The sequence below is a fragment of the Gardnerella sp. KA00390 genome, from assembly GCF_049244075.1.
Lineage (GTDB): Bacteria > Actinomycetota > Actinomycetes > Actinomycetales > Bifidobacteriaceae > Bifidobacterium > Bifidobacterium vaginale.
In genome coordinates this window covers 412,156-435,643 of sequence record NZ_CP058372.1, presented here as the reverse complement: position 1 = coordinate 435,643, position 23,488 = coordinate 412,156, and the positions used below count along the sequence as shown (strand labels likewise).

The window sequence follows — 23,488 nt, the reverse complement described above, 5'->3', positions numbered from 1 at the left end:
ATCTATTAATCATCAACACGTTTCTGAACACTACTTTAATTAACACTACTTTAATTCATGAGACACTCGTAACGCGCTTTTAATAGTTCCTCTTCTAACTCCAGCTGCAAGAACCATAGCTATTGAAAGAGAAAGATGTTTGTGAACATCCTTACCACCAATCTGATCTGCTAAAGCAGCTAACTCATCTGATTCACGAGAACGCATAACGCAATAAGATCTTTCATGACTTACAAACCCATAACGTTGTTGAAGAGTATAAAAACTTATTACTGGTCGAGCGGACTTCATACTTTCTTCATCTATAGCGGAATCATCATTTTGATTTTTGATAAAACTATTGTCGTAATGTTTATCAGATTTATTAGCAGAAGTTCTAGAAGAAGAAATATCAGATACACTATCGGATTCACTATGAGATTCACTATCGGAATTAAGTGATTCGACTTTTTGCTGCGATTTTGAATTCTGATTTAATGTAGTATCAGAATCATACTTCTTTTTATTATATGAATGATTATCTGCATTATCATCTGCATGACTTGCATGATTTGCATGACTATCAAATTTTGAAGTATTAGAGTAAGGATCAGAATAAGAAGAGTCGCTTGCATATAAGTCAAGGCTTCCAGCCATTGCTAAAGCATTATTGCTTTCAACTCCAAGGACATCAACGTTAACAGACTGCAATGCATCTTTACTAAGAGTTGCAGAATTTAATGCTATTACAACAGCTGCAGCGCCATCTTCTACACACACAGACAAGTTATGCTGTATATCAATTATTCCCATAGGATACTCTAAATCTAACTCTCTTTGAAGAGAGCTAGACCCAGCTGCACTAATAATACCAACTGGATTGCCGAGCATATGAAGAAAATCAGCCAAACGTATAACATTTGCGTAAATCTCATCATCACTATCTCCTGCAACTGCAAAAGTTGCTATAAAAGATGACGGATCGCAATTAACATCACAAGCTAGCTTACCGAGAGTTATTGGATTATTAGAAGATACCAGCAGAGGAATGCCTACACTCATTGCTTCAGATCTAAACTCTGGAGGAACCATTGCAGCATACGCTCCAGCATCTCTAGCAGCCTCTAATTGTCTCTTATCTACTCGAGATGAAGGAACAAAAAGACAACCTGGTTTAACACTTCTAACATCACAAGCTAATGATGTAATAGTCACACCAGATGCAAAGGAAGGAATTACCTCAAAACCATACTGTTCAGCAGCAAAACCAAGCGTCACTCTGGTTCTGGAAAATTCATCAACAGCATTCATACTCGCACTCGCCCTTATTTGTTGTATATCACCATTCTACAGCAATAGGGTTGCTACGAGGAGTAGAAACTGGAACATCATACTTTTGCATCAAGAATTCTCCAATTGCTTTCAAAAGAGGTGCTGCTGCAACAACGCCGAAAGTTCCCTGAGGATTACTTAATGCCACTGTAATAGCAAATCGTGGATTATCCACAGGAATGACTCCAGCACAATCTGCAACGATAGAACTTAATCCTCCACCGAATCCCGCTACTTCTGCAGTACCACTCTTAGCAGCAACACGGTATCCATTAATTGATATAAAGTTCTTGTAAGATTCCGCTGTGCTTTCCATAGCATTCAACATTTGCGATGCTACATGTTCATCCAAAACGCGAGTTGCCTGAGGTCTCTTGTGCTCTGAAACACGTCCATGAGGATCTATTACAGATTTGATTATTGACTGTTGGAGCCTTACACCCTTGTTCGCAATAGTCGCAATAGCATTAGTAATTTGCAAAGCGTTAGTGGCATAACCCTGACCAAACAAAACAGTGTTTTGCTTACGACCATCCCATGCTTGTACGCTTGGAAGAAGACCAGGAGATTCACCTTGTAAACCTAAACCAGTATATTGCCCAATTCCAAACTTAGACAAAAACTCATAACGCTTGTTATTAGGATATTTTTCGCCAGCTAAAATCATGCCAACATTAGAAGATTCCTTTAAAATTCCAGCTAATGTTAAACGTTCAATACCATGACTGTGAGAATCATGGAAAACCTGACCTTGTTTGTCTATTGTCCCTGGAACTGAGAATTTGTCGCTGAGTTGACGCGCACCAGATTGAACCATTCCAGCCATGGCAAACACTTTGCCTATAGAACCTGGCTCAAAGATCTGGCTAACCGCTTTAGAAACAGATGCTCTAGCAGCTGAAGAACCAGCTTTAATATCGTCAGTATCTTCTAACGCAAGAATCTCACCAGTGCGAATATCCTGAACAACAGCAATTCCCCATCCAGCTTTGTACTGCTTCATTCCGTCAAGAAGAACTTTTTTAACGTACCAATCTACATCGCTGTCAATGGTTAACTTTATGTCATTACCATTTACAGCATCTTTATATTCGCTAACAGTGCCAGGAATTTTCTCATTTCCAACATTGTTTCCCTGATACTTTTGATATCCATCTGTACCAGTTAAAACTTTATCTTGCGAAAGCTCTAATCCAGATTCACCTATTTCGCCTCTTCTACCCTTTGCCTCTGGTCTAGAGCTTTCTTCGGCATCTTTGACAGAACCAATTAGGGCACCCAAAATAGGACCACTTGAATACACTCGTTCACTACTGTTTTCTGCATAAACACAACCAGAAAGGTTGAGTTTGTCAATTGCACGCTTAACAGAAGGCTTCACATTCCTCTTGATAACTGCGTAACGACCCAATCCAGAAATCTTTCCGCCGATTTCAACAGAGCTCATATGAAGAATTGGAGCTAAAAGACGTGCCACCGCCACGGCACCAGTACCTTCAACATCCTTACCATTAATCGAATGACAATTACCAGCAGTTTGTTTTGTGCAAGGAGTAGGTTTAAACGCCTGCGCATTCATAGGATCAGCAATTATATTGTATCTTTCAACACTTTGAGCAAGAACTGAACCGTTTGTATCTAAAATACGACCTCTTCTAGCAAGAATTGGTTTTGTCCTAATACGTTCTGCTTGAGCCGCCTGAGCAGTAGAACGAGCATTAATAAGCTGTATAAAACTAAGTTTTACTATTGCACATGTTGCAACAAACGCAAAAATAATTGCAACAATTACGCACTTCTTTGCAAAAACTGTGCTATTCATCGCAGCAGTCTTATTAGCAGCAGACCGATTATAGGATCCGTAAGCCTCATAAGAATTCGCATTGTATGTGCTGGCCTTTTTAAACCTTGTAAATTGCGATTTTCTTTTAATCAGCTTCAGTAAGCTAAAAACGCGACTAATACCATCTTTTAGAGACTTACTGGTTTTTGAAAATCCACTGGAATTGCTTGTTCTATTAACTTTGTCTTTAATAGAATTAACAACTCCATTAACTTTGCCTGAATATTTGGCGAAACGTTGCTTGATTTGGCGGCTCATCAATGTTTCTCCTTATCCTTTGGTTTTTGCTGTTTAGATTGTTGTTTAGATTGTTGTGAATCATGCGCCTGCTGTTTGGGCTGCGACTTTTGATTCTTGAGATTAGCCTGTGTTTGAGCTTTCTTAGCATCAAGCATTGCTTTTTCAGCTTTCTTTTTATTTGCATAATCGCTTAAATCAACGGTTATTGCACCTTGCTGCGGAACCATTCCCATCGTTTGCGCTTTTGCTGGAAGATCAGCCTCTAAAGTATCTAATTTTGTTTGAGCTGTTTCTACATCTTGACGAAGCCTAGAAATACTCGATTGTGTAGCAGCTTGTTCAAAAGATATTTCTGCCATTTTTGTGCGCAACAATAGAGATGTTGTAGGAGTGATTACTAAGAACAAAACAACAATAATCACATTAAAAAGAGGCGCTTTACGAGTATTGCTCCACTCTATAACCTTATGCAAGCGGTTCATTACTGTGTAAGATCTGCGGTCTGATGCACTAAATACCAATGGAAGGGATTTTAGAACACGATTTTTCCTTGAATCTCCAACAACTTTTTCTTTTACACGACCTGCAGGAGCTGCTGTTGCAGTAACAGTAGACAATCCAGGAGCACGGTTTTTTAATGGCTTAATCATTAGAACCTACCCCCTTTTTTATGTGCAAATCGTATAGTCGAAGAATTAGATGATTCTTCAATACCTTTAGAAATAGATTCAAATTCCTTAATCCAACGTTCTGGAATATCTCGAATCAGTTCCACTGCACGCAAGCGAACAGACGAAGACCTAGTATTATTTGCTATTTCTTCCTTAGATGCTTTCACAGCTCCTCTAGTTAGCGACCTAAAGAAAGGCTGTGCATCTGCTGGAACAATAGGCATATTCGCTGGAACATCTACTTCTAAGCCATTGTTCATGAATCTTTTAACCGCAATATCTTCCAGCGAATGATAAGATTCAACAACAATCCTGCCACCTTGATTTAAACGCAGAGCCAACTTTGGTAATGTCCTAGCAAGTTTGTCTAATTCTCCATTAACCTCAATGCGAAGAGCTTGGAAAACTCTCTTAGCTGGGTTTCCTGGAGCACGATGAGAACGAGGAATGACGTTATCAACTAATTCAACCAGCTGACCAGATGTGGTAATCGGAGTCTCTTCACGAACTTGAACAATTTTGCGAGCTATTGGACCAGAAAAACGCTCTTGACCATATTCTCGGAAAATATTCGCAAGCTTATGCGAATCATAAGTCGCGAGAATAGTCGCAGCTGTTATGCTTTGTGTAGTGTCCATTCTCATATCTAATGCAGTGTTGTGAGAATATGAGAATCCTCTATCTTCTTCGTCTATTTGCAAGCTAGAAAGTCCCAAATCCATAAATGCTGCATCAATATGGTAGATTGCTAAATCTTCAAGAACTTTGTCGACTTCATCAAATGCTGCATGTACTGGAATAAAACGTTCGTCTAATCCTTCTTCACGCATTCTTTTTATAGCTAGCTCAAGAGCTTCGCCATCTCTGTCTATGCCTACAAGCGTTGCAAGAGGAGCCGATTTAAGAAAAGCTGTTGCATGACCAGCAAGACCCAGCGTGCAATCCACAACAACAGAATTCTTGTGGTTTAACGCTGGAGATACTAGATTTACACAATCGTCGAGCAATACTGGTGCGTGTATTGTAGATAAGTCCTTCATCGGATCACCTTTCATTGGATCACCGCCGGAAGAACATCATCTGCAATATCTGCATAATCTTGCTCACGATCTGCAAGGTATTCGTTCCAAGCAGACTTATTCCATATTTCTGCGCGAGTGCCAACACCAATTACAACAATCTCGTCTCCAAGATTTGCGTAATCTCTTAACATTGGTGGAACTACTATGCGTCCCTGCTTATCTGGTTCTTGATCTACAGCGCCAGAAAGAAACACTCGCAAATAGTCTCTTGCAGACTTATTGCTCATAGATGTGCGCTGAATCTGCGTTGTAATACGTTGAAACTCTTGCATTGGCAGTACGTATACGCAACGTTCCTGACCACGCGCCATAACAAAACCATTCCCTAATTGAGATCTAAATTTCGCTGGTAAAGCTACACGACCTTTTCCATCAATTTTTGGAGCATATGTACCAAGAAGAATTGGGGTTTGATTCTGTTGCTGATTCTGATTGCTTATGCCATTACCACGAGAATCTTCATTATTCGGTAAAGGAGTGGAATTAAAAGCCGAATATGGAGCCTGGTTAATGGGTTGCGCAAAAGGAATCTGCTGCATTGGCGGAATCTGCTGTGGCTGATACATCTGTGGCATCACATAATAAGGCTGAGCGTACGCTTGAGGATTTTGCATTGGCATATGCATTTCCTGAGCATTAGCTTGAGCAATATTTTGTGAATCACTGTCAGAGAGATTTTGAGCATGCATAAAGGAGGAATTGGCTTTATTCTGCGCATTATCATCCGCATTATTACGAGCCATAACTCCACCTCCTTTTCAACATGCAATATGCCACTTGCACATCGTTCACCATTTTACCCCATTCCTCACCAAAAATCCCCACTTTTTATAAAAAAATAATATTTTTTTTTCATAAAAGTGCCACTTTATGCATTCGTCGCAAAAACTTTCTTAGAAAATACCGTGTATAAGCCTCGAGATATACTTAAACGCCTAGTTTTTAGCTCAACATTTAAGAAGAACGGACACAAATGTCTACGTACTCCTCACAACTTAGCGAAGAACAACAAGCAGTTGATTGCGCTTACGGACGCTTGGATGACTTGCGTTCTACGGTTCGTACAAGACTTGACGCTGTACGAGCTGCAGGATCACACGGGTCGCCTACTCAGCGCACCGAACGTGATTCATTTGCAACAATGTATGAGGATCGGTTAACTCAACTTAGAGCCGTAGAAGACAGACTTGTGTTTGGAAGACTTGATGATCGCGAAGGAACAAGACACTACATAGGTAGGATTGGTCTACTCAGTGAAAATCACGATCCTATTCTTACAGATTGGCGAGCAGAAGCTGCGCGACCATTCTATGAGGCAACGCCACGTCACCATGGAAACATCGTTATGCGTAGGCATATAACTCTTAAATTCCGCGAGGTTGTTGGAGTTGAAGACGAGATTCTTGATATTCATGCAGACGAGGTAAACAAGGCTTCTAAGCAGGGAACTCTAACAGGCGAAGGTGCTTTGCTAGCTTCACTAGGTTCTCGTAGAACTGGAAAAATGACGGATATTGTTGCAACTATTCAAGCTGAACAAGACCGCATTATTCGCGCTCCTCTTGACCATACTATTGTTGTACAAGGTGGGCCTGGTACTGGCAAAACCGCAGTAGCATTGCACAGGGCAGCATATCTTCTTTATACACATCGTAGAAAGCTTGAAAAATCAGGCGTTCTGATTGTAGGACCAAGCTCGGCATTCTTAAGATACATAGATCAAGTTTTGCCTTCTTTGGGTGAAACTGGTGTTGTAAGTAGAACAATTTCTGATTTGATCCCAAATGTTCATGCTGTTGCAGAAGATACTCCACATGCGGCAAAGCTTAAGGGAATGTATCGCATGAAAAACGTTATTCAGAACGCTGTTTGTGCAAGAATACGTGTTCCTAAAGATTTACCAACGCTACGCATAAACGGGTTTGCTGTACAACTCAAAAAAGAGGATATTGAGCTTGCACAATCAGATGCTCAACGAACACACCAACCTCATAATCAGGCTCGCAAAACCTTCGTAAAGTCAGTTATAAGTTCACTTAGAAATAGATACCTAGAACAGTTAGATTACACTCCTTCGCAGTCTGAAATATCCGATATTACATCTCAGCTTCGTATGGAAGAGAAACTTAAGATTACTCTGAATCTTGCTTGGCTCCCTATGACTGCCACGTGGCTTATTGACCAGCTGTTTTCTAAACCTGAACAACTTCGCATATATGCTCCTTGGTTAAGTGAAGACGATATTTGTGTATTAACTAGACCAAAAGGTAGTCCTCTAACTCGCTCTGATATACCGCTTCTTGATGAGGCTATGGAGCTTCTAGGTGCAGATCCAAAAGTTGAGGCACAAAATGCTGCAAATGCTCGCAAAAAGCTCGAAGAGCAGCAATACGCTTCTGAAACACTTGCTCAAAATGGCATTGGAAATGGAATCGTCACCGCAGATATGCTCATAGAGAACATTCAAGGTGACGATACAAGCATTGTAGCCAATCTTGCTGCGTCAGATAGAGAGTGGACTTATGGTCATGTGGTTGTAGATGAAGCTCAAGAGCTTACAGCAATGGATTGGCGAATGCTAATCCGTCGCTGCCCTTCTAGATCATTTACAATCGTTGGTGATGTTGCTCAAACATCCGCTTTAGGTGGAACGCATCATTGGCAAAAGAATATGAGCTCACTGTTTGGAGATGCAAACTGGGATCTTTACGAGTTGACCATTAATTATCGTAACCCTAAAGAAGTTTCAGATGCTGCAGGAAAAGTGGCAAACAACTCTGGATTGTACATTTCCACAGTTAATGCTGTACGATCTGTTCCTGATTCTCTTGTTACCCATACACTTAAGCATCAAGATGAACTAGATAGAACACTTTCAAAATATTGCATTGATTTGTTTAAAGAATTCGTATCAGAAGATGGAAGTGGTCGCGTAGCGATAATAGTTCCTAATGAACTATTAGACCATACTGATAAAATCGTTAAAGATACTCTTCGTAAAAATCTTTCCGATAAAGAATACAATCGTATACTTCAACAGAATTCAGACGATAGTCAGATTAGCGTTTGCACGCCTGAATACGTTAAAGGATTAGAATACGATGCCGTAATTCTGATGCAACCTTCTAAAATAGAACAAGAAGCAGCATCTATGCTTACAGCAGCAGCAAATCTGTACGTTGCTATGACAAGACCAACACAGCGATTAGTCATCTTGCGCACACAAGATGATGCTGATTTTTCAAAATAAACACAAAAACACTAAACCCGAATAACCTAGTACATTGTTTGACCTATTGAAATATATGGGTCAAACAAGAAGGGTTATTGCTTACTCTTTTTAAGATCCTCAATGGCTTGTTCAAAATCCTTCAAGCCAGCGAAGTTCTGATATACACTAGCAAAACGAAGATAAGCTACCTCATCCAGTTCTCGCAATGGTTTCAATATTGCTTTTCCAACTTCTTCAGATGTAACTTGCGCTAATCCGCGAGCACGCAAATCAGCTTCAACTTCCATTCCCAACGTCTTTAAAGCTTCAGAGTCTATAGGTCTACCCTGACAAGCTTTTCCTACACCAGCAACCACCTTTGCTCGGTCGAATGGCTCAATTGAACCAGATCGTTTCATAACAAGCAGTTGAGTAGTTTCAACTGTCGTAAAGCGGTTGCCACACATCTGGCATTCACGTCTGCGACGAATCGAATATCCATCTTCACTAATTCGCGTATCGATAACCTTAGTATCGGAATTCTTACAAAAAGGACAATGCATACATCTAGCATACTAAAAATTATTAAAATATGTTATATATGCTTTAATATTTGTTATATAAATAAATCGATTTTTTCATATTTTTGTCCATATTCTTGATAAATTTTACCAATAAATACCTGAATTGATGGATATAAAACCATATCTGCAATTACTCGTACCCTTGTTTCATATATCGACGAAGCCATAAATACAACATTGTTATGATCTTCATCATACGAGTCACATTCGCAAATCCAATCCATATAAACCTCCATATTTTAACTATCGAATAAAATTATCTACATTGATTAATCATATATAAACGGCACTTTTATAGACTGACCTACTTCTAAATCTGCTGAATCTAAATTATTAATTTGCATGAGATAATCTACAGAATCAGAAATATTACTGTCTTTGTTTGTTATAGTTTTTGCATAACTCCATAAAGTATCTCCAGGACGAACAGTGTATGTTACAAAAGATTTTGACACTGCAGAAACTGCTGGCTTTGGAGTAAAAATAATCCATGCAAAACACACTAAAGCAACAAAAACAATAAATCTAATAAAAGATTTACTATACTTATTTCGCTTTAAACAAGTTTTATCTACGCAAGTACCGTTGTTCGCAAACTGACTATATAAAGCACCAGTTGCTTTTGATCTCTTATGCATAATTACCCTTTCTCACAAATTTAAATCAATATAAATCCATATGAACATTTGTTCTATCGAACAGGTGTATCAATCTTGACACATCTGTTCTAAAGATGCAACGGCGTGTCGAACATATGTTTGATTTTTTTGCGAGTTTGTCATAGAATAAAATCATCGAAAGGAGACACCATGAATATCAACACAAACGAGATTAGTGATTCCGCGGCGCACAACACAGAACCGCTAACAGATCGTCAGCGCAAAATCATGGATGCCATACAAAATTGCCTTGAAGAACATGGATTCCCTCCATCATTTAGGGAAATAGGCGAAGCTGTAGGCTTAAGAAGTCCTTCTTCCGTAAAACATCAATTGCGAGCCTTAGAGATGAAAGGACTAATAAGAATAAGCGCCAATAAAGGGCGTGCCATTGAGGTTATTGGAGATTTCTTAAAGAAAAATAAGGAAAAAGCTCATACACTGATTACAAAATCAGCAGTAGACGTGAGCATGTACAACAACGACTCATTGATTCATTCACACGACGTACCACTTGTTGGGAGAATTGCGGCTGGAACACCTATAACAGCAGAGCAACACGTTGAAGATGTTATGAGATTGCCAGAAAGACTTACTGGAAGCGGAAATCTGTTTATGCTAGAAGTGCATGGAGATTCAATGATTGATGCGGCAATCTGCGATGGAGATTACGTTGTTGTACGAGAACAAAATGAAGCGACAAATGGAGATATAGTTGCCGCACTACTAGATAATGAGGCTACTGTAAAAACGTTTAGAAAAGACAATGGTCACGTCTGGCTTATGCCACACAATCCAGCGTATTCACCTATTGATGGGTCACATGCAAAAATAATGGGTAAAGTTGTTACTATCTTAAGAAAAATTTAACGTTTTAAGCAGAGCTAGAACTAAATTTCTAGCAAACGCAAAACATTACAAATACTCTCTCAATATGTAAAACAAACAATAAAAAAATCGCTGTGACCAGCAGCTATAAAAGCTTTAAAATCACAGCGATTAAAGAATAAATTTTCCAGTCACATAGAATTTATTATGCGAGAGGATGAGAATCCTTGATAGTTACAGAAATCTCACGACCATTTGGAGCAGAATAGCTAACAGTATCACCTGCTTTAGCGCCCATTATTGCAGCACCAATTGGAGATTCTGGACTAATAACATCGTAATCTGTAGCAACAGCAATATCGCGAGAGCCAAGTACATAAGTCATTTCTCGGCCAGCAAGCTCCAAAGTTACAAGAGAACCATTTCCAACACTGCCAGCTTCTGGAGCTTCGAGAATCTTAGCATTACGAAGCTTAACAATAAGCTCGTTAATACGACCCTCATTCTTGCCCTGCTCCTCACGAGCAGCTTGATAACCGCCATTTTCAGACAAATCGCCCTCAGCTCGTGCAGCAGCAATACGTTCAGTAATTTCATCACGATACTCGCCTTCGCGATGAGCCAATTCTTCCTTGAGCTTATCGTAAGCTTCCTTAGTCAACAAAATCGTTTTTTCTTCAGCCATTTTGTAATCTCCTTAATAAAGAACAAAGAATAAAACAGCAAATTAAAAATCAATCACACGCAATATTCATCGCGTAGAAATAATATCGATCACAAACACAAGAGTGTCTGAACCACCAATTCCAGCCTGAGGAACTCCGCGAGAACCATAACCGTACTCAGGCGGAATAGAAACAAGAAGCCTAGAGCCAACATTATGACCTGGAACAGTACGATCCCACCCCTGAATCACCTGACCAACGCCAATGCCAAAACTTGCTGGCCTATGACGATCAAAGCTAGAATCAAACGGCTTATCCGCACCCCAAACAACACCATGATAATTAACAGTCACAGTATCTCCAGCGCGAACTAAAGGACCATTACCTTCTACTAACTCAACAACCTTAAGCCCCGCTGGCGGCTCAGACGCTGGGAACGTCACCGTTGGCGTAGTACCAAATTCCGCAACTACTTCTGGCATATCCTGTGCCATATTGCCCTCCTTTATAATCTTTTCCAATCCCTTACAGCCATATGTAAATGCTTAAAACATTTGCAAAAATCAACTAATGTTTAATAGCATTATCCAAAAACTTCAAACATTATAACAGTTCTGTAATCTTATAGCGTGATTTAGATTAGCACTCAACCGCTACCTATGCCAATAATATAAAGTTAAATCCTAATCTAATCCAAAATTTAATTTAGGATTCAATCTAACATTCAATCTAACATTCAACAACGTTTACGGCGAGTCCACCTTTAGATGTTTCCCTGTACTTAGACATCATATCTTGACCAGTTTCCTTCATTGTTTTAATCGCATTATCAAGGCTAACAATATGCGAACCATCACCTAGCAGAGCAATTCTCACAGCATTAATCGCCGTATTAGCAGCCATAGCATTGCGCTCAATGCAAGGAATCTGCACCAAACCGCCAACAGGATCACAAGTCAAACCAAGATGATGCTCAATACCAATTTCCGCAGCATTTTCAACCTGTTCAGGAGTGCCGCCAAGCACCTCACATAATCCAGCAGCAGCCATAGAACACGCGGAACCAACTTCTCCCTGGCATCCAACTTCTGCACCAGAAATCGAAGCATTGCGTTTAAACAGGTATCCAACAGCGCCAGAAGCAAGAAGGAATCTTACAATTCCATCTTCACTAGCACTATCTACAAACCGCCAATAATATTGCAAAACAGCTGGAATAATTCCAGCAGAACCATTAGTAGGAGCCGTAACAATACGACCACCACCAGCATTCTCCTCACTCACAGCAAGTGCAAAAAGATTAACCCACGCAGAATCGGAGCTTTCTAAAGCTGAATCAGCCCTACGATGATTCTGACGAAGCATATCTGAATTAGCAGCAAGACGAGCATACATATTGGGAGCACGCCTAGGAACATCAAGTCCTCCAGGGAGAATCTCCTGTTTAGAATTACAACCATTTTCCACACACTTGCTCATAACCTTCCACACATGTAGCAAATAGGAGCGAACGTAATGCGCATCTCCCTCATGCAAAGCAAGCTCATTTTGCCAAACAATATCACTTATATTCTTATGTTCTTTTTTGCAAATTGAAATAAGCTCTTTACAAGTCGAGAAAGGATAAGGAACAGTTGAATCATTGGAAGAATTTACGGAAGAATCGCCATTTACAGAATTATTTGTCGAGTCAGACTTAGAATCATCAACATTATTCGCATCGTCTAAAACGCGATCATGCAACCCAACCATTGCATCATTCGCGTTACCTTTGCGAATAAAACCACCTCCAATTGAATACCAAACTTGCTCGTCAACAGTATTACCTTGAGAATCAAAAGCCACAAACCTCATGCCATTAGGGTGTGCAACCATGCGCTTCCACTTTTCAAAAATCACGTCTGAATCGTAATCAAATTCAATAGTATGACTATGAGCAAGAGTCAAAGTACCAGTTTTCTTACAATATTCGCGAATAGTCATCATGTGTTCTGTATCAACATCGTCAGGTAAATTACCCTCCAAACCTGCAACAGAAGCACGATCCGTGCCATGACCTAAACCTGTAAGAGACAAAGAACCGTACAATGTAACATGAACTCGCGCAACATTATTAAGCTTTCCACTTTCCTTCAAAGAAGTAACAAAAGCGTTCGCAGCGCGCATAGGACCAACAGTATGAGAAGAACTAGGTCCTACACCAATCGAAAACATTTCTAAAATACTGAACACATATACATTGTAAGCATAATTTCAAAGTCACGACACGCAGCGATTCGATATACGTTGCGTTCAACATAAAAATAAAATGCACTACAAAACCCAAAAACCAACTAAAGTTGATAAAAGCTAATAAAAGCTAATCAGCATCTTCATCCATAGAAATATCTGCAGCAGAAATATCAGAAGAATGACTGTTGTCTAACCAACTTACGATTAGTCTGCTAAATAAGTGTAAAAGCATCCACACAACAAAAGCAAACATTACTGCACAAATCATAACAAACATATCGTTCCCATTAGTTGGAATGTGCAAATCAAAGAAATGAGCGACAAACGGTATAAACACACCCACAACACCAGCCAGCGCAAAGCACAACACCATTATTCCACGCCAAGAAAAAATAGGTTTAGAAACAGTAGCTAAAACCACTACACCAAGCGCAAAAACAACAACCGAACAAATACTACGAGTCACATCCAAAGACTTGGCTGCACCAACAATGAGCTTGGAAGCACTCACACCAGAAGCATCTAAACCACGCACCAACATCATAGGAGCAAAAACAGCCGTAACCAACACAGATATAGCAACAGCCACACCATTAGGAAGAGCAAAACGCACAACACGATGCAAAAACCCTGGAATATAACGTCTTGAATTAGGAGCCAAAGCCAGCAAAAACGCTGGAATACCAATTGTTAACGAGCCAATATAAGTTATGTGACGAGGCAAATACGGGAAGTGAAGACCAAGAAGAACAACACCAGCCGAAATAAGTGCAGAATACACAGTTTTAACAAGGAACAATCCTGCAACACGCTCCATATTTGCCATAACCTGACGACCCCTAGCAACCACGTCTGGAAGATGCGAAAAACACGAATCAACAAGCACAACTTGAGCCACAGCCTTAGCTGCAGGAGCAGCATTCCCCATAGCTACACCCAAATCCGCTTCTTTAAGCGCAAGAGTATCGTTAACACCATCGCCAGTCATAGCAACAACATGACCCTGAGCATGCAGAGCCTGAACAATTGCCTTTTTTTGATCTGGCAAAACACGACCAAGAACATCAACATTCTCAAGCACCTGAGAAAGCTGATTAACATCTTTAGGAAGATTCCTAGCATCCATAGCAACAGGCTTAGAATCGCCGGTTAATCCAACTTTTTCAGCCACTGCAGCAACTGTTATAGGATTATCGCCAGAAATAACACGGCATCTAACTCCCTGTTTCCTAAACCATGCGAGCGTTTGTCTAGCATCCGAACGAATTTTCTCCGAACAGCGAACCAAGGCAACAGGACGCGCATTAGAAGAAATAGTAGGAGAATCAGAAAAAGTAGAATCACATGAATCGCTGTCATCTAAAGCAAGGAGAAGCACACGCTCACCTTTTTGAGCATATTCGTTTACACTATGCAAAATACGATCAAACTGCTCATGCGAGCGCATATTAGAATAGTTAGAATCAGAATTGCCGTCAGAACAATCACGAAACTCACGGATCGCACTAACCAAAACTTCTGGAGCACCCATGTACCAAGTTTCAAAACTACCATCTTTATGCTTGTAATTAATAGCACTCCATTTTCTAGAAGACGAGAACGGAAGACGATTATTTATTACGCAGCCAGAGGATACACCCTGATTTTCAACGTTTTTATCATTAAGACCTTTGCTAAAGGTATCTTTACTACCAAGACCTTCCATAATTGCTATACCAGTAGCATTTGGATTTTCTTCATTAGACAAATCAAATAAAGCTTGATTTACAAAACCGCGCAAACCATCATTCAAGTCGAAAGCATCCGCGCTGCTCTGCTTTGCAACATCACTTAAATTGTCATCAAGCAAATCCACGCCTACAAATGCGATTCCACCATCCGTAATAGTGCCAGTTTTATCCAAATTCAAACAATCCACTCGCGCCAAAGTTTCCACAGATTCTAGCTCTTGTATCAGAGTCTTTTTTCGAGCGAGGCGCATAGCAGCAACAGCAAAATTAAGCGAAGTTAAAAGCACAAGACCTTCTGGAATCATGCCAACAACACCAGCGACAGCAGAAACCACGGCACTACGCCAATTGCCAGTCTGCCACGCAAGCGCAAAACCACCAACCTTACTAATCTGAGACCATACAAGCAAAACGCAAAGAGGCACAACAACAATCGTCATCCACTTTAAAATCGTGTTAATTCCGCGGCTCAAATCCGAAATTGTTTTAGTGTAAACCTTTGCTTGAGCAGCCAATCTAGCAGCATAACTGTTTCCACCCACAGCCGTAACACGAGCCAAAGCAACACCAGAAACAGCGGTAGAGCCAGAATATACACGATCCTCTGCAGCCTTACGTACAGTTGCAGATTCGCCCGTAAGCATTGACTCATCCATCTCCAGACCCCAAGATTCAAGCACTTGCACGTCTGCAGGAACCTGGTCTCCAGCACGAACCCATAACAAATCACCAAGCACAATATCGCAATGGTTTATAAAAACGTTCTTTCCGCCTCGTCGCACAATCGACCGCGAAGCCACAAGAATCGAAAGCCTATCAAGCGTGTGTTTTGCACGCAACTCAGTAACAACACCAATACCAGTGTTAATCAAAATAACAAAACCAAAAACGGCATCTTTCCAAGATCCAGTAGCGAGAACAACCACCATTGCTACAAAGATAATCGCGTTAAAAAGTGTAAACACGTTGGCGCGCACAATAGAAAGCACAGACCTAGACGTTCGATTAGTCGTAATGTTAACGTCGCCATTTTCCACAGCATAAGAAACTTCATCTGCATTTAAACCAGATTCGTTAACTTCTGGCAAATCAGGCAAATCCGACATGTCACTTATGTCACACAAATTATCCAAATCACGCATCTGCAGCCTCCGCGAAGTCTCTGGCAAATCTTTCTTAATTACGCTAGTTCTTGTCATTTATAATCACATCCCTGCTGTGAGGCGTATTATCTATTAAGGATCGAACGATTTTTAGAAGAGATGAATGTTGAATTTTTCCCGATTTATCTACATTCGACTTATTATCCCTATTAAACTCAAACAAAGCTTGATTGTCTAAATCCTTGAAAATATACAATTTTGCAGCATACAAAGTTGAATCCTTTGGAGGATTTTTAGGATTCACAAGAGCTACTGGTATTCCAGCAAAACGAGCATATTTAAGCGCATCAATCCAAGATTCACGAGCCTTTGAATCTACATGCGCTCCACCAGCATTGCTTTTAACACCTAAATCTGTAGAATCTGAAGCATCAATATTGATGTTGTTAATCAATATCATAGAAACAGGCTGCTCGGAAGCAGACTTAATCGCATCCCTTGCAGCCTCATTAGCGTTCTTAACATCCGACACAGAAGCATAAGCTGCACTCAAACCAGATTTTTCGCATAAATGAAGAAGCTTGGAATCAAGAGATGCGGATTTTGACCCAACTATAAGTAGCTTGATATCTTCTACGTCAATGCCATCGTGAACTATGTCGTCTGCCTTACCCGTATCCCCAACCGCGTGATTATTAGGCTCACACCCACTCAAAGACGCTACCGCCAATAGAGAAATCGACGCAGCTGCGCATAAACATGTCACGCGTTTAAGTTTATTCATAAGCACGTGCTTTGTTTTGCGCATAAGAGACATAATACTTTTATATCACAAATTGCATATGAAATACTTAAAAGGCGTATTACCATGATGTAACAGTCGTTGCTCTCCTATGTATATTAGATGGAGCTACAAGTATCTCACGATTAGTGCGATTAGAAATAATCTTATTTTGTTTAAATTCAGAATGCTGTTGATTGGATTCACTATCTAGTCTCTGAAGTACTAGTTGAATCGCAGTTTTTGCAACTTCTCTTGGAACAGTTGAAATATTAGTAATAGGCGTTGGGAAACTCTCTGCATAATCATCAGAACAATGTACGATAACCGATAAATCTTTCCCAGGCTGAATATTTCGTTCTTTCAAATACCATAACAACCACTGAGCCACACTAGGCTGACGAACAATAATACCAAGTCTATCATCTTTGTACTTCAATAATCTGTCAGCGCATTCAACAAAACCTGTCCAGTCTGGAGATTTTCTTGGGATTATAGAATACGGAATATTAAGCTTTTCACATTCTTGACGTATGGCCATATGGAACTCGTGAATAAAGAACATGTTTTCAGGCTCTTCAAAGTCTATAGAGTACGGGTTACTCACAGGCTCCCCTATTACAGCAATATGATGATGATTTGTCTCATATAGTTCATCAACTGCCATGCGTCCTGCAATACGAGCATCTAAATCTACGACATCCAAGCCCTGCGCATTTCTAGGTCTTCCAATTAGCACTGTTGGCTGAGTCAATTGGCAAACTACTGGTATACGAGGATCATTAGTCTCAATATCCATAAGGATAAAAGCATCACAAAGTGTCTTATTAGCTAATCTTTGTATACTCTTTGAATCATGTGCAGTTGTGTTAAGAATAACATCATATCCATGTTCTTCAGCATAACGAACTATGGTATCTATGTAAGGAGTAGTTTCATTTGCATCTTTATTGCTACGCATCTCTGCAAATAGTGCAATAATGTTCGTCTTAGATGTTCGAAGAATGCGAGCGCCAGCGTTAGGATGATAGTTAAGTGTGCGCATTGCATTGAGTACACGGTTACGTGTTTCAGGAGCAATCCCGTTTTTATCATTAATAACAAACGAAACAGTTGTTTGCGAAACTCCAGCTAAAGTCGCTACATCTTTACTTGTAGGAGCTTTGTAGGCAAATCCGTCTTGTGAAATTCTCATTGCATTACAACCTATCGCTAAGCAATTACAACCTTTGTACTACTTGCCATCAATCCCAAAATATACAGAATATATAGTATATACAAAATATACTCTACATTTTTTTTGTGAATATTGGAATTCGATCCAACGGCGTATCAACAATGATAGTAGTTGGTCCATCAAAAATAATTTTATCATCACTTTCCCAACTTCCATCAGGAATATAAACAGAACGCTGTTTTTGATATTTATGAAGAGCTGGAGCCACTATAATTCTGTCTCCAAGTAAGAATTGATCAATTATATCTTCACAATGATCGTAGTGGTAAGACATTGGTCGTACTATTGGCTCACCAGTATTAGCAGCATTTAATGCAAACTTTTGTATCGTCGGCAAATGTGCTTCTCTCGTTCTTATAGCACAAATTAGAGCTTTCATATGCTCTTTATCTAAAACACGGTGAGGTAAAGTAGAGAATTGCATCATAGGACATAATGCTGCAATCTGTGCATACCGAATAAAGAAATCTTGATCTATACTATTAGCATTTTGCATAGATTCAATTTCGCCTCCACCAATCATATCTGGACATGTGAATGCGTGACCAATAAGACCTTGAGCTATTATTTCTGGAATAAGCGATTGTAGACCTTCAACCCCCCACGATTGTGGCTTATCTCGTAAGCGCTGCGCTAAAGGCTGACCACCCATTTTCCAACATGCTCTAAACTCGTTGTAAGAGTAGCGCAACCCGAATTTCGCCCATCGCTCACAAAATTCTGCAGACGTCATTGATTCGTATGAAATGTCATCGTTATGACACTCATAAAAATCACCACCATCGAATTTAAACCCATCAACACCTATTTGTCTAAGAGCATCAAGCTTCTCTTCTAACCAAGAGATTGCTTTTGGATGCGACAAATCCAAAACAGCACTCAAGCCATTCCACCATCGTCGTATTGCTGTTTCCCCATTTACACTTCTCAATAAAAGATTTTCTTTTTCCAAATAACGGAAATTTTCAGAATCAGGACTAATGAAAGGCACTAGCCAAAGCATTACACGAAAGCCTTGTTCGTGCAATGAGTCAATCATTTTACGAGGTTTTGGGAAACGCGAAATATCAAATGTCCAATCACCATAATCAGGTGACCATTTGTCATCAATCATAATGATTCCAGATGGCATTCCTAATTCAAGAATCTGACGCGCATAATTTTCTACTTTATTTTGCGTTGGAGCATAAGGCATTTCGATCCAAGTATTATATTGCGGCTTATCAATAAGATCTGCAGGTATACTTCTACCGCTTGGTGGAAAATATTTATTGCAAGCATACTTATAAGCATCAGATAATTTATCCCCAACTTTGGTAAACGTTAGAGATGATGAATGTTCTATCGATAGAGTTCTATCTGCGAATGTAAATTTGAAAGGTTCTTTGCACCATACATATCGTCCACACGTAGATATTAGTAGCGGAGAAGATTGATTTGAGGCTTCAGGAACTTCTCTTAGTTTTTGAGTCCATTCAGACAAATCTCTTGTAAATACTTGTTTCCCAAATGGTTCATATATCCCATCAATTACTGTTCCACCCCACCAGCGCTCCCCTTCGAGCAACCTAATTGTGGTTACAAATTTATCGACTACATTTGAAACTACATCTGTTTTTGTTGCGTCTGCTGTGTTTAGCACATCCATTGTGCGACTAATTTCCACGTTCATCTTGCATCCTAAAAAATATTATCTGTATACATTCAATTATTACTAATACGTATTATTACTATAATATTAATAATGGATATTGTCTAATATATATAAAATATTCTTTATCCATACAAGTTTATCCTGCTCATAAATAACGAAATCCCTTAATAAATCACTATTTTTACGCTTGTTATATATCTTTTTAAAAACACATATAACTATATTTAAGTTGCATTTTTATAAGATATGTGTCATACTGTACCTATCAGTACTAATACGTATTGAAAAGATGGTAGAAGATTTGCTATCACAAAGAAAGGAAATCACAATGAGGTGTGGGTTTCGAAATGTAAAGCGCACGGCGGTGGCACTGGTGACACTCGCCACAGTGTTATTACCATTGGGAGCATGTGGCAATGGAAATTCTGCTGGAAAAGTATCTATTTCGTTTTATTCTTACTTCAAGAAAAATCAGATAGGCAATGTAATTTCAGCATTTCAAAAAGCACATCCAAATATTAAGATTGATGCGCAATATGGTCAAAATTCAACGCAATACATCCAAACTCTGCAAACTCGACTAGCTGGCGGCACTCCTCCGACGATTTTCAATTTAACAATGGATAACCGCACTGACATAATGCAATCTGGTCAAGCTCTGGATATTTCAGGATCAAAATTCTTCTCTGGAATTGATGAATCAAACTTCAAGCTATTCCAACACAACGGTAAAACATATGGCATGCCAGTTTCTGCTTGGGTTGGTGCAATGTTTTACAATAAAGATATTTTGAAGCAAGCTGGATACACTGAATTCCCTAAGACATGGGACGACTTTATTACTATGGGCAAGAAGATTAATGATTCTGGTAAAGTCGCATTCTTGGAAGATTTTAACACACAGCCATCTGGCACATTCGAGGCATTATTAGCAAGTAAATATGCTTCTGACAAAAACGATAAGCAAGACGAAGTAATCTGGAACGGATCTTCAACATTTAGTAAAGAGTGGACTCCAGCATTGAGCGAATGGGCTAAAGCTATAGACGCAAAAGTCATTCCTCATAAGAGCATTGGCCTAACAGCAGATCAGGTAAAGCAAGAATTTGTCACTGGAAATCTTGCAGTTATGCGTTCTGGTCCTTGGGATTTGGCAGATGTAAAAGCCTCTGGAATTAATTTTGGTGTTGCCCCTATGCCTTCTTATAAGAATGGAGAGAAGTGGATTAATGGTGGTCCTGACCAAGGATTCGCTATTGCAGCTAAAGCATCTAAAGCTCAGCAAGAAGCAGCAAAAACATTCTTAGCATATTTGAACAGCAAGGATGGTCTTAAGACGTTCACAACAAATGCTGGAACTTTGTCATTATCTGATAAGTATCGCGCAGATCCTCCTGCTGAACTTGCTGGAGTTATTAAAGATTATTTCCAAAATAACAAATTCTACTGGGTGAACTTCTCCAAGTCTCCTAGCGCAATGATGACAGAAATGGCATCTCGTCAACAAGAGCTAGTTCAAGGAAAAATCACTCCAAAAGAATTCACTAAGTTGTTAGACGATAAATGGAATTCGATGAAATAGTATAAGCAGAATGGGTTGCACTCTGAAATTTTAAATCAGTAAAATCTGTTACAGAGTGCAACCCGTTTTCATTGACGAGAGTAATTTGCATCTGTAATCCTGTTAGCAATAGCAGATTTGTAGATCATAGAGGGGGCATTACTATGAGGTGTTCACCAAACAATAACAGCAATTCTGAGCAAATAAGACATAAGTTTTCTGTATCTTCAGCTGCCTTTAAAGATAATTTAACTTCATTTTGGTTCCTATTGCCAATAGTGATTATTTTTATTGTGTTAACTTTAATTCCTTTAATGCAATCAATTTTTTACTCATTTACTGATTTCAATGGCTACGATTTAAATTTTCACTTCATCGGCTTGCAAAAGTATCAACAAGTCTTTTCTGACACATCATTACTTTCAGCATTAATTTTTACATTGATGTATTCATTCATCGTTACCATCGTAGTTACATGTCTGGCAATTCCTCTAGCCGTTGTTTTAAATCAAGCAATGATTGGTAAGAGTTTTTTGCGATCATTATTCTTCTTCCTAGGAGTACCAGCACAAGCGGTAATTGGTCTAATTTGGCAATACATTTTTTCTCCTTTAGATTCTGGAGTCGCCAATCAAATTTTACACACATTTGGCTTACCTTCTATTCAATGGCTTTCTCAAGATAACTGGGCACGTTTTTGCGTAATGTTCGTAGCAGTATGGATGCAAGTTGGATGGCATGCTACTTTATACATCGCATGGCTTCAGGCAATTCCAGCAGATCTCTATGAACAAGCGAGAGTAGATGGTGCGAATGGTTTACAGCGATTCGTTCATATAACTTTGCCACAGTTAATTCCAGGAATGGTTGTTTCAACATTTTTATTGATGACAACTGCTTTGAAAATATACGACTTACCATACACATTGACCGCTGGAGGTCCTGGTCATTCCACAAATACCATAACTCAAGCGATAATTATGCGCGGCATGGGACAATCTGACGTTGGTTTAGCATCAGCATTATCTACATTATTCACGATTGCTTGCGTAATTGTTATTGCAATCCAAATGAAGGTATCAAGCACAGTTGCAAGGAGATTCCAATAATGAATAAGCGTCACAAAATCGTATCTCAAACAGTTCGAACTATAGTTGTTTGGACAATTGCTCTAATATGCGCTGTTCCCCTGTACTACGTTGTAATTAGTTCATTCAAAACACCTATCGACATGATTAAACACCCATTGCAGCTACCAACACAATGGTTATGGAATAATTACATAGATGCGTTTGCAGATGGAACAATAATTCAAGCATTTATAAACACAATTATTGTGACTGCTGTTGCTGTTATTTTGCAAGTATTAATTGGATCACTTGCAGCTTATGGTGTAGTACAGAAAAAATCTATTTTTACTATGATTATTGGGTCAATCCTAATGATTACATTTGCAATACCAGTACAAGCGACTTTATTGCCTTTATACCGTATGGAATCTTCAATAGGTTTAACAGATACTCTTACAGGTCTTGTAGCACTATATATGGGTAGCTGCGTCTTTTGCTATTTCCTTATTGTTGGCTATATGAAAGCTCTTCCACAAGAATTATTTGAAGCAGCAAAAATTGATGGCGCAGGACCATTCCGAATATATTGGACTATAGTTCTGCCTCTTATACGTCCAATTATTGTAGCCGTAGTTGTTTTCCAAACAATGGGCACTTGGAATGACTTTCTTTTACCAAGCGTGTTCTTATCATCAACAGACAAACAGACTGTTGTCTTACAGGTTTACAATGCTGTACAACAATTCACAACAAACTGGCCTTTGTTCATGGCGACGACTGTATTAGCTTTAATTCCAGTGTTTATTTTCTTCTGCTTCTGCCAGAAGTGGATAGTTTCTGGTCTTTTAGCTGGATCAGTAAAGGGCTAAATATTTATAGCTAAATGTTTTTACATAATTAGGATAATCAATGAAGATAATCAATTTTAATAAAAAGTGCATGCGCATATTTTCTGCTATATGTATAAGTACATGTGTTGTACAAAGTAACTGGTTTTCGGTGGCAAACAGTTTAGAAATCAATTCT

At 39.3% G+C, this 23,488-nt stretch carries 20 protein-coding genes; 5 read left to right on the top strand and 15 right to left on the bottom strand.

The genetic code is table 11. The features are described 5' to 3' along the window. Positions 1-45: 45 nt before the first annotated feature. Genes HXT53_RS01640 through mraZ form a run of 5 tightly spaced genes read right to left on the bottom strand, consistent with a single transcriptional unit; the run spans position 46 to position 5,890 of the window. Positions 46-1,290: a UDP-N-acetylmuramyl peptide synthase gene (locus tag HXT53_RS01640; RefSeq protein ID WP_285085082.1), complete on the bottom strand. Its 1,245-nt coding sequence runs from the start codon at positions 1,288-1,290 to the stop codon at positions 46-48. A 28-nt stretch (positions 1,291-1,318) separates the two neighbouring features. Then, positions 1,319-3,412 (bottom strand): peptidoglycan D,D-transpeptidase FtsI family protein, encoded by a 2,094-nt coding sequence (locus HXT53_RS01635; RefSeq protein WP_004112286.1) that lies wholly within the window; start codon positions 3,410-3,412, stop codon positions 1,319-1,321. Then, positions 3,412-4,044, bottom strand: coding sequence for a hypothetical protein (locus tag HXT53_RS01630; protein ID WP_004116905.1), 633 nt, complete (start codon positions 4,042-4,044; stop codon positions 3,412-3,414). The genes HXT53_RS01635 and HXT53_RS01630 overlap by 1 nt, the downstream gene beginning before the upstream one ends. Beyond that, entirely contained in the window at positions 4,044-5,105 is a 1,062-nt protein-coding gene (gene rsmH / locus HXT53_RS01625) for a 16S rRNA (cytosine(1402)-N(4))-methyltransferase RsmH (protein WP_004116906.1), read from the bottom strand. The genes HXT53_RS01630 and rsmH overlap by 1 nt, the downstream gene beginning before the upstream one ends. An 11-nt stretch (positions 5,106-5,116) precedes the next feature. After that, positions 5,117-5,890, bottom strand: a complete 774-nt coding sequence (mraZ, locus tag HXT53_RS01620) for a division/cell wall cluster transcriptional repressor MraZ (RefSeq protein WP_004115702.1) — start codon at positions 5,888-5,890, stop codon at positions 5,117-5,119. Positions 5,891-6,120: 230 nt separating this feature from the next. Between mraZ and HXT53_RS01615 the strand changes: the two genes are divergently transcribed. After that, the gene (locus HXT53_RS01615; protein ID WP_004112275.1) at positions 6,121-8,397 is read left to right on the top strand and encodes a HelD family protein; all 2,277 of its coding nucleotides are present in this window, start codon (positions 6,121-6,123) and stop codon (positions 8,395-8,397) included. A gap of 74 nt (positions 8,398-8,471) precedes the next feature. Here HXT53_RS01615 and nrdR read toward each other — a convergent pair whose 3' ends face one another. From nrdR to HXT53_RS01600, 3 genes are read right to left on the bottom strand one after another with little or no spacing between them, the layout of a single operon-like run. Then, positions 8,472-8,921 carry a transcriptional regulator NrdR gene (gene nrdR / locus HXT53_RS01610; protein WP_004116911.1) on the bottom strand — a complete coding sequence of 150 codons (450 nt, stop codon included), beginning with the start codon at positions 8,919-8,921 and terminating at the stop codon, positions 8,472-8,474. Between the two features lie 53 nt (positions 8,922-8,974). After that, entirely contained in the window at positions 8,975-9,166 is a 192-nt protein-coding gene (locus tag HXT53_RS01605) for a hypothetical protein (RefSeq protein ID WP_004112270.1), read from the bottom strand. A gap of 45 nt (positions 9,167-9,211) precedes the next feature. Continuing rightward, positions 9,212-9,580, bottom strand: a complete 369-nt coding sequence (locus HXT53_RS01600) for a LysM peptidoglycan-binding domain-containing protein (protein WP_004112269.1) — start codon at positions 9,578-9,580, stop codon at positions 9,212-9,214. Positions 9,581-9,751: 171 nt separating this feature from the next. On the opposite strand from HXT53_RS01600, the gene lexA reads away from it, so the two are divergent. Next, positions 9,752-10,471 (top strand): transcriptional repressor LexA, encoded by a 720-nt coding sequence (gene lexA / locus HXT53_RS01595; RefSeq protein WP_004574960.1) that lies wholly within the window; start codon positions 9,752-9,754, stop codon positions 10,469-10,471. A gap of 163 nt (positions 10,472-10,634) precedes the next feature. Here the strand turns inward: lexA and HXT53_RS01590 are convergent, their stop codons facing one another. From HXT53_RS01590 to HXT53_RS01560, 7 genes are all read right to left on the bottom strand, one after another. Further along, positions 10,635-11,114 (bottom strand): GreA/GreB family elongation factor, encoded by a 480-nt coding sequence (locus HXT53_RS01590; protein WP_004112265.1) that lies wholly within the window; start codon positions 11,112-11,114, stop codon positions 10,635-10,637. A gap of 66 nt (positions 11,115-11,180) precedes the next feature. Then, positions 11,181-11,588 (bottom strand): FKBP-type peptidyl-prolyl cis-trans isomerase, encoded by a 408-nt coding sequence (locus tag HXT53_RS01585; protein ID WP_004112263.1) that lies wholly within the window; start codon positions 11,586-11,588, stop codon positions 11,181-11,183. 235 nt (positions 11,589-11,823) lie between these two features. Then, on the bottom strand, positions 11,824-13,308 hold the full coding sequence (locus tag HXT53_RS01580; RefSeq protein WP_004112260.1) for an L-serine ammonia-lyase: 1,485 nt from the start codon (positions 13,306-13,308) through the stop codon (positions 11,824-11,826). Between the two features lie 145 nt (positions 13,309-13,453). Continuing rightward, positions 13,454-16,255, bottom strand: coding sequence for an HAD-IC family P-type ATPase (locus HXT53_RS01575; RefSeq protein ID WP_373271642.1), 2,802 nt, complete (start codon positions 16,253-16,255; stop codon positions 13,454-13,456). Then, positions 16,242-16,976, bottom strand: a complete 735-nt coding sequence (locus tag HXT53_RS01570) for a hypothetical protein (RefSeq protein WP_064623338.1) — start codon at positions 16,974-16,976, stop codon at positions 16,242-16,244. The genes HXT53_RS01575 and HXT53_RS01570 overlap by 14 nt, the downstream gene beginning before the upstream one ends. Positions 16,977-17,022: 46 nt before the next feature. Further along, positions 17,023-18,135 (bottom strand): LacI family DNA-binding transcriptional regulator, encoded by a 1,113-nt coding sequence (locus HXT53_RS01565; RefSeq protein ID WP_004575042.1) that lies wholly within the window; start codon positions 18,133-18,135, stop codon positions 17,023-17,025. A 94-nt stretch (positions 18,136-18,229) separates the two neighbouring features. Further along, complete coding sequence (locus HXT53_RS01560) at positions 18,230-19,849, bottom strand: glycoside hydrolase family 31 protein (RefSeq protein WP_004112254.1); 1,620 nt, start codon at positions 19,847-19,849, stop codon at positions 18,230-18,232. A gap of 310 nt (positions 19,850-20,159) precedes the next feature. On the opposite strand from HXT53_RS01560, the gene HXT53_RS01555 reads away from it, so the two are divergent. The 3 genes from HXT53_RS01555 to HXT53_RS01545 all read left to right on the top strand — a co-directional run bounded on the left by HXT53_RS01555 (position 20,160) and on the right by HXT53_RS01545 (position 23,331). Next, positions 20,160-21,413, top strand: a complete 1,254-nt coding sequence (locus tag HXT53_RS01555; RefSeq protein ID WP_004116928.1) for an ABC transporter substrate-binding protein — start codon at positions 20,160-20,162, stop codon at positions 21,411-21,413. Positions 21,414-21,556: 143 nt separating this feature from the next. After that, positions 21,557-22,501, top strand: a complete 945-nt coding sequence (locus tag HXT53_RS01550) for a carbohydrate ABC transporter permease (protein WP_421780474.1) — start codon at positions 21,557-21,559, stop codon at positions 22,499-22,501. Continuing rightward, the gene (locus HXT53_RS01545; protein WP_410313920.1) at positions 22,501-23,331 is read left to right on the top strand and encodes a carbohydrate ABC transporter permease; all 831 of its coding nucleotides are present in this window, start codon (positions 22,501-22,503) and stop codon (positions 23,329-23,331) included. The genes HXT53_RS01550 and HXT53_RS01545 overlap by 1 nt, the downstream gene beginning before the upstream one ends. Positions 23,332-23,488: the final 157 nt, after the last annotated feature.

Bases quoted from the DNA above. Each gene is read 5' to 3' on its own strand.
- HXT53_RS01640 (WP_285085082.1), bottom strand. From the start codon at position 1,290: ATGAATGCTGTTGATGAATTTTCCAGAACCAGAGTGACGCTTGGTTTT.
- HXT53_RS01635 (WP_004112286.1), bottom strand. From the start codon at position 3,412: ATGAGCCGCCAAATCAAGCAACGTTTCGCCAAATATTCAGGCAAAGTT.
- HXT53_RS01630 (WP_004116905.1), bottom strand. From the start codon at position 4,044: ATGATTAAGCCATTAAAAAACCGTGCTCCTGGATTGTCTACTGTTACT.
- rsmH (WP_004116906.1), bottom strand. From the start codon at position 5,105: ATGAAGGACTTATCTACAATACACGCACCAGTATTGCTCGACGATTGT.
- mraZ (WP_004115702.1), bottom strand. From the start codon at position 5,890: ATGGCTCGTAATAATGCGGATGATAATGCGCAGAATAAAGCCAATTCC.
- HXT53_RS01615 (WP_004112275.1), top strand. From the start codon at position 6,121: ATGTCTACGTACTCCTCACAACTTAGCGAAGAACAACAAGCAGTTGAT.
- nrdR (WP_004116911.1), bottom strand. From the start codon at position 8,921: ATGCATTGTCCTTTTTGTAAGAATTCCGATACTAAGGTTATCGATACG.
- HXT53_RS01605 (WP_004112270.1), bottom strand. From the start codon at position 9,166: ATGGATTGGATTTGCGAATGTGACTCGTATGATGAAGATCATAACAAT.
- HXT53_RS01600 (WP_004112269.1), bottom strand. From the start codon at position 9,580: ATGCATAAGAGATCAAAAGCAACTGGTGCTTTATATAGTCAGTTTGCG.
- lexA (WP_004574960.1), top strand. From the start codon at position 9,752: ATGAATATCAACACAAACGAGATTAGTGATTCCGCGGCGCACAACACA.
- HXT53_RS01590 (WP_004112265.1), bottom strand. From the start codon at position 11,114: ATGGCTGAAGAAAAAACGATTTTGTTGACTAAGGAAGCTTACGATAAG.
- HXT53_RS01585 (WP_004112263.1), bottom strand. From the start codon at position 11,588: ATGGCACAGGATATGCCAGAAGTAGTTGCGGAATTTGGTACTACGCCA.
- HXT53_RS01580 (WP_004112260.1), bottom strand. From the start codon at position 13,308: ATGTTTTCGATTGGTGTAGGACCTAGTTCTTCTCATACTGTTGGTCCT.
- HXT53_RS01575 (WP_373271642.1), bottom strand. From the start codon at position 16,255: ATGACAAGAACTAGCGTAATTAAGAAAGATTTGCCAGAGACTTCGCGG.
- HXT53_RS01570 (WP_064623338.1), bottom strand. From the start codon at position 16,976: ATGTCTCTTATGCGCAAAACAAAGCACGTGCTTATGAATAAACTTAAA.
- HXT53_RS01565 (WP_004575042.1), bottom strand. From the start codon at position 18,135: ATGAGAATTTCACAAGACGGATTTGCCTACAAAGCTCCTACAAGTAAA.
- HXT53_RS01560 (WP_004112254.1), bottom strand. From the start codon at position 19,849: ATGAACGTGGAAATTAGTCGCACAATGGATGTGCTAAACACAGCAGAC.
- HXT53_RS01555 (WP_004116928.1), top strand. From the start codon at position 20,160: ATGAGGTGTGGGTTTCGAAATGTAAAGCGCACGGCGGTGGCACTGGTG.
- HXT53_RS01550 (WP_421780474.1), top strand. From the start codon at position 21,557: ATGAGGTGTTCACCAAACAATAACAGCAATTCTGAGCAAATAAGACAT.
- HXT53_RS01545 (WP_410313920.1), top strand. From the start codon at position 22,501: ATGAATAAGCGTCACAAAATCGTATCTCAAACAGTTCGAACTATAGTT.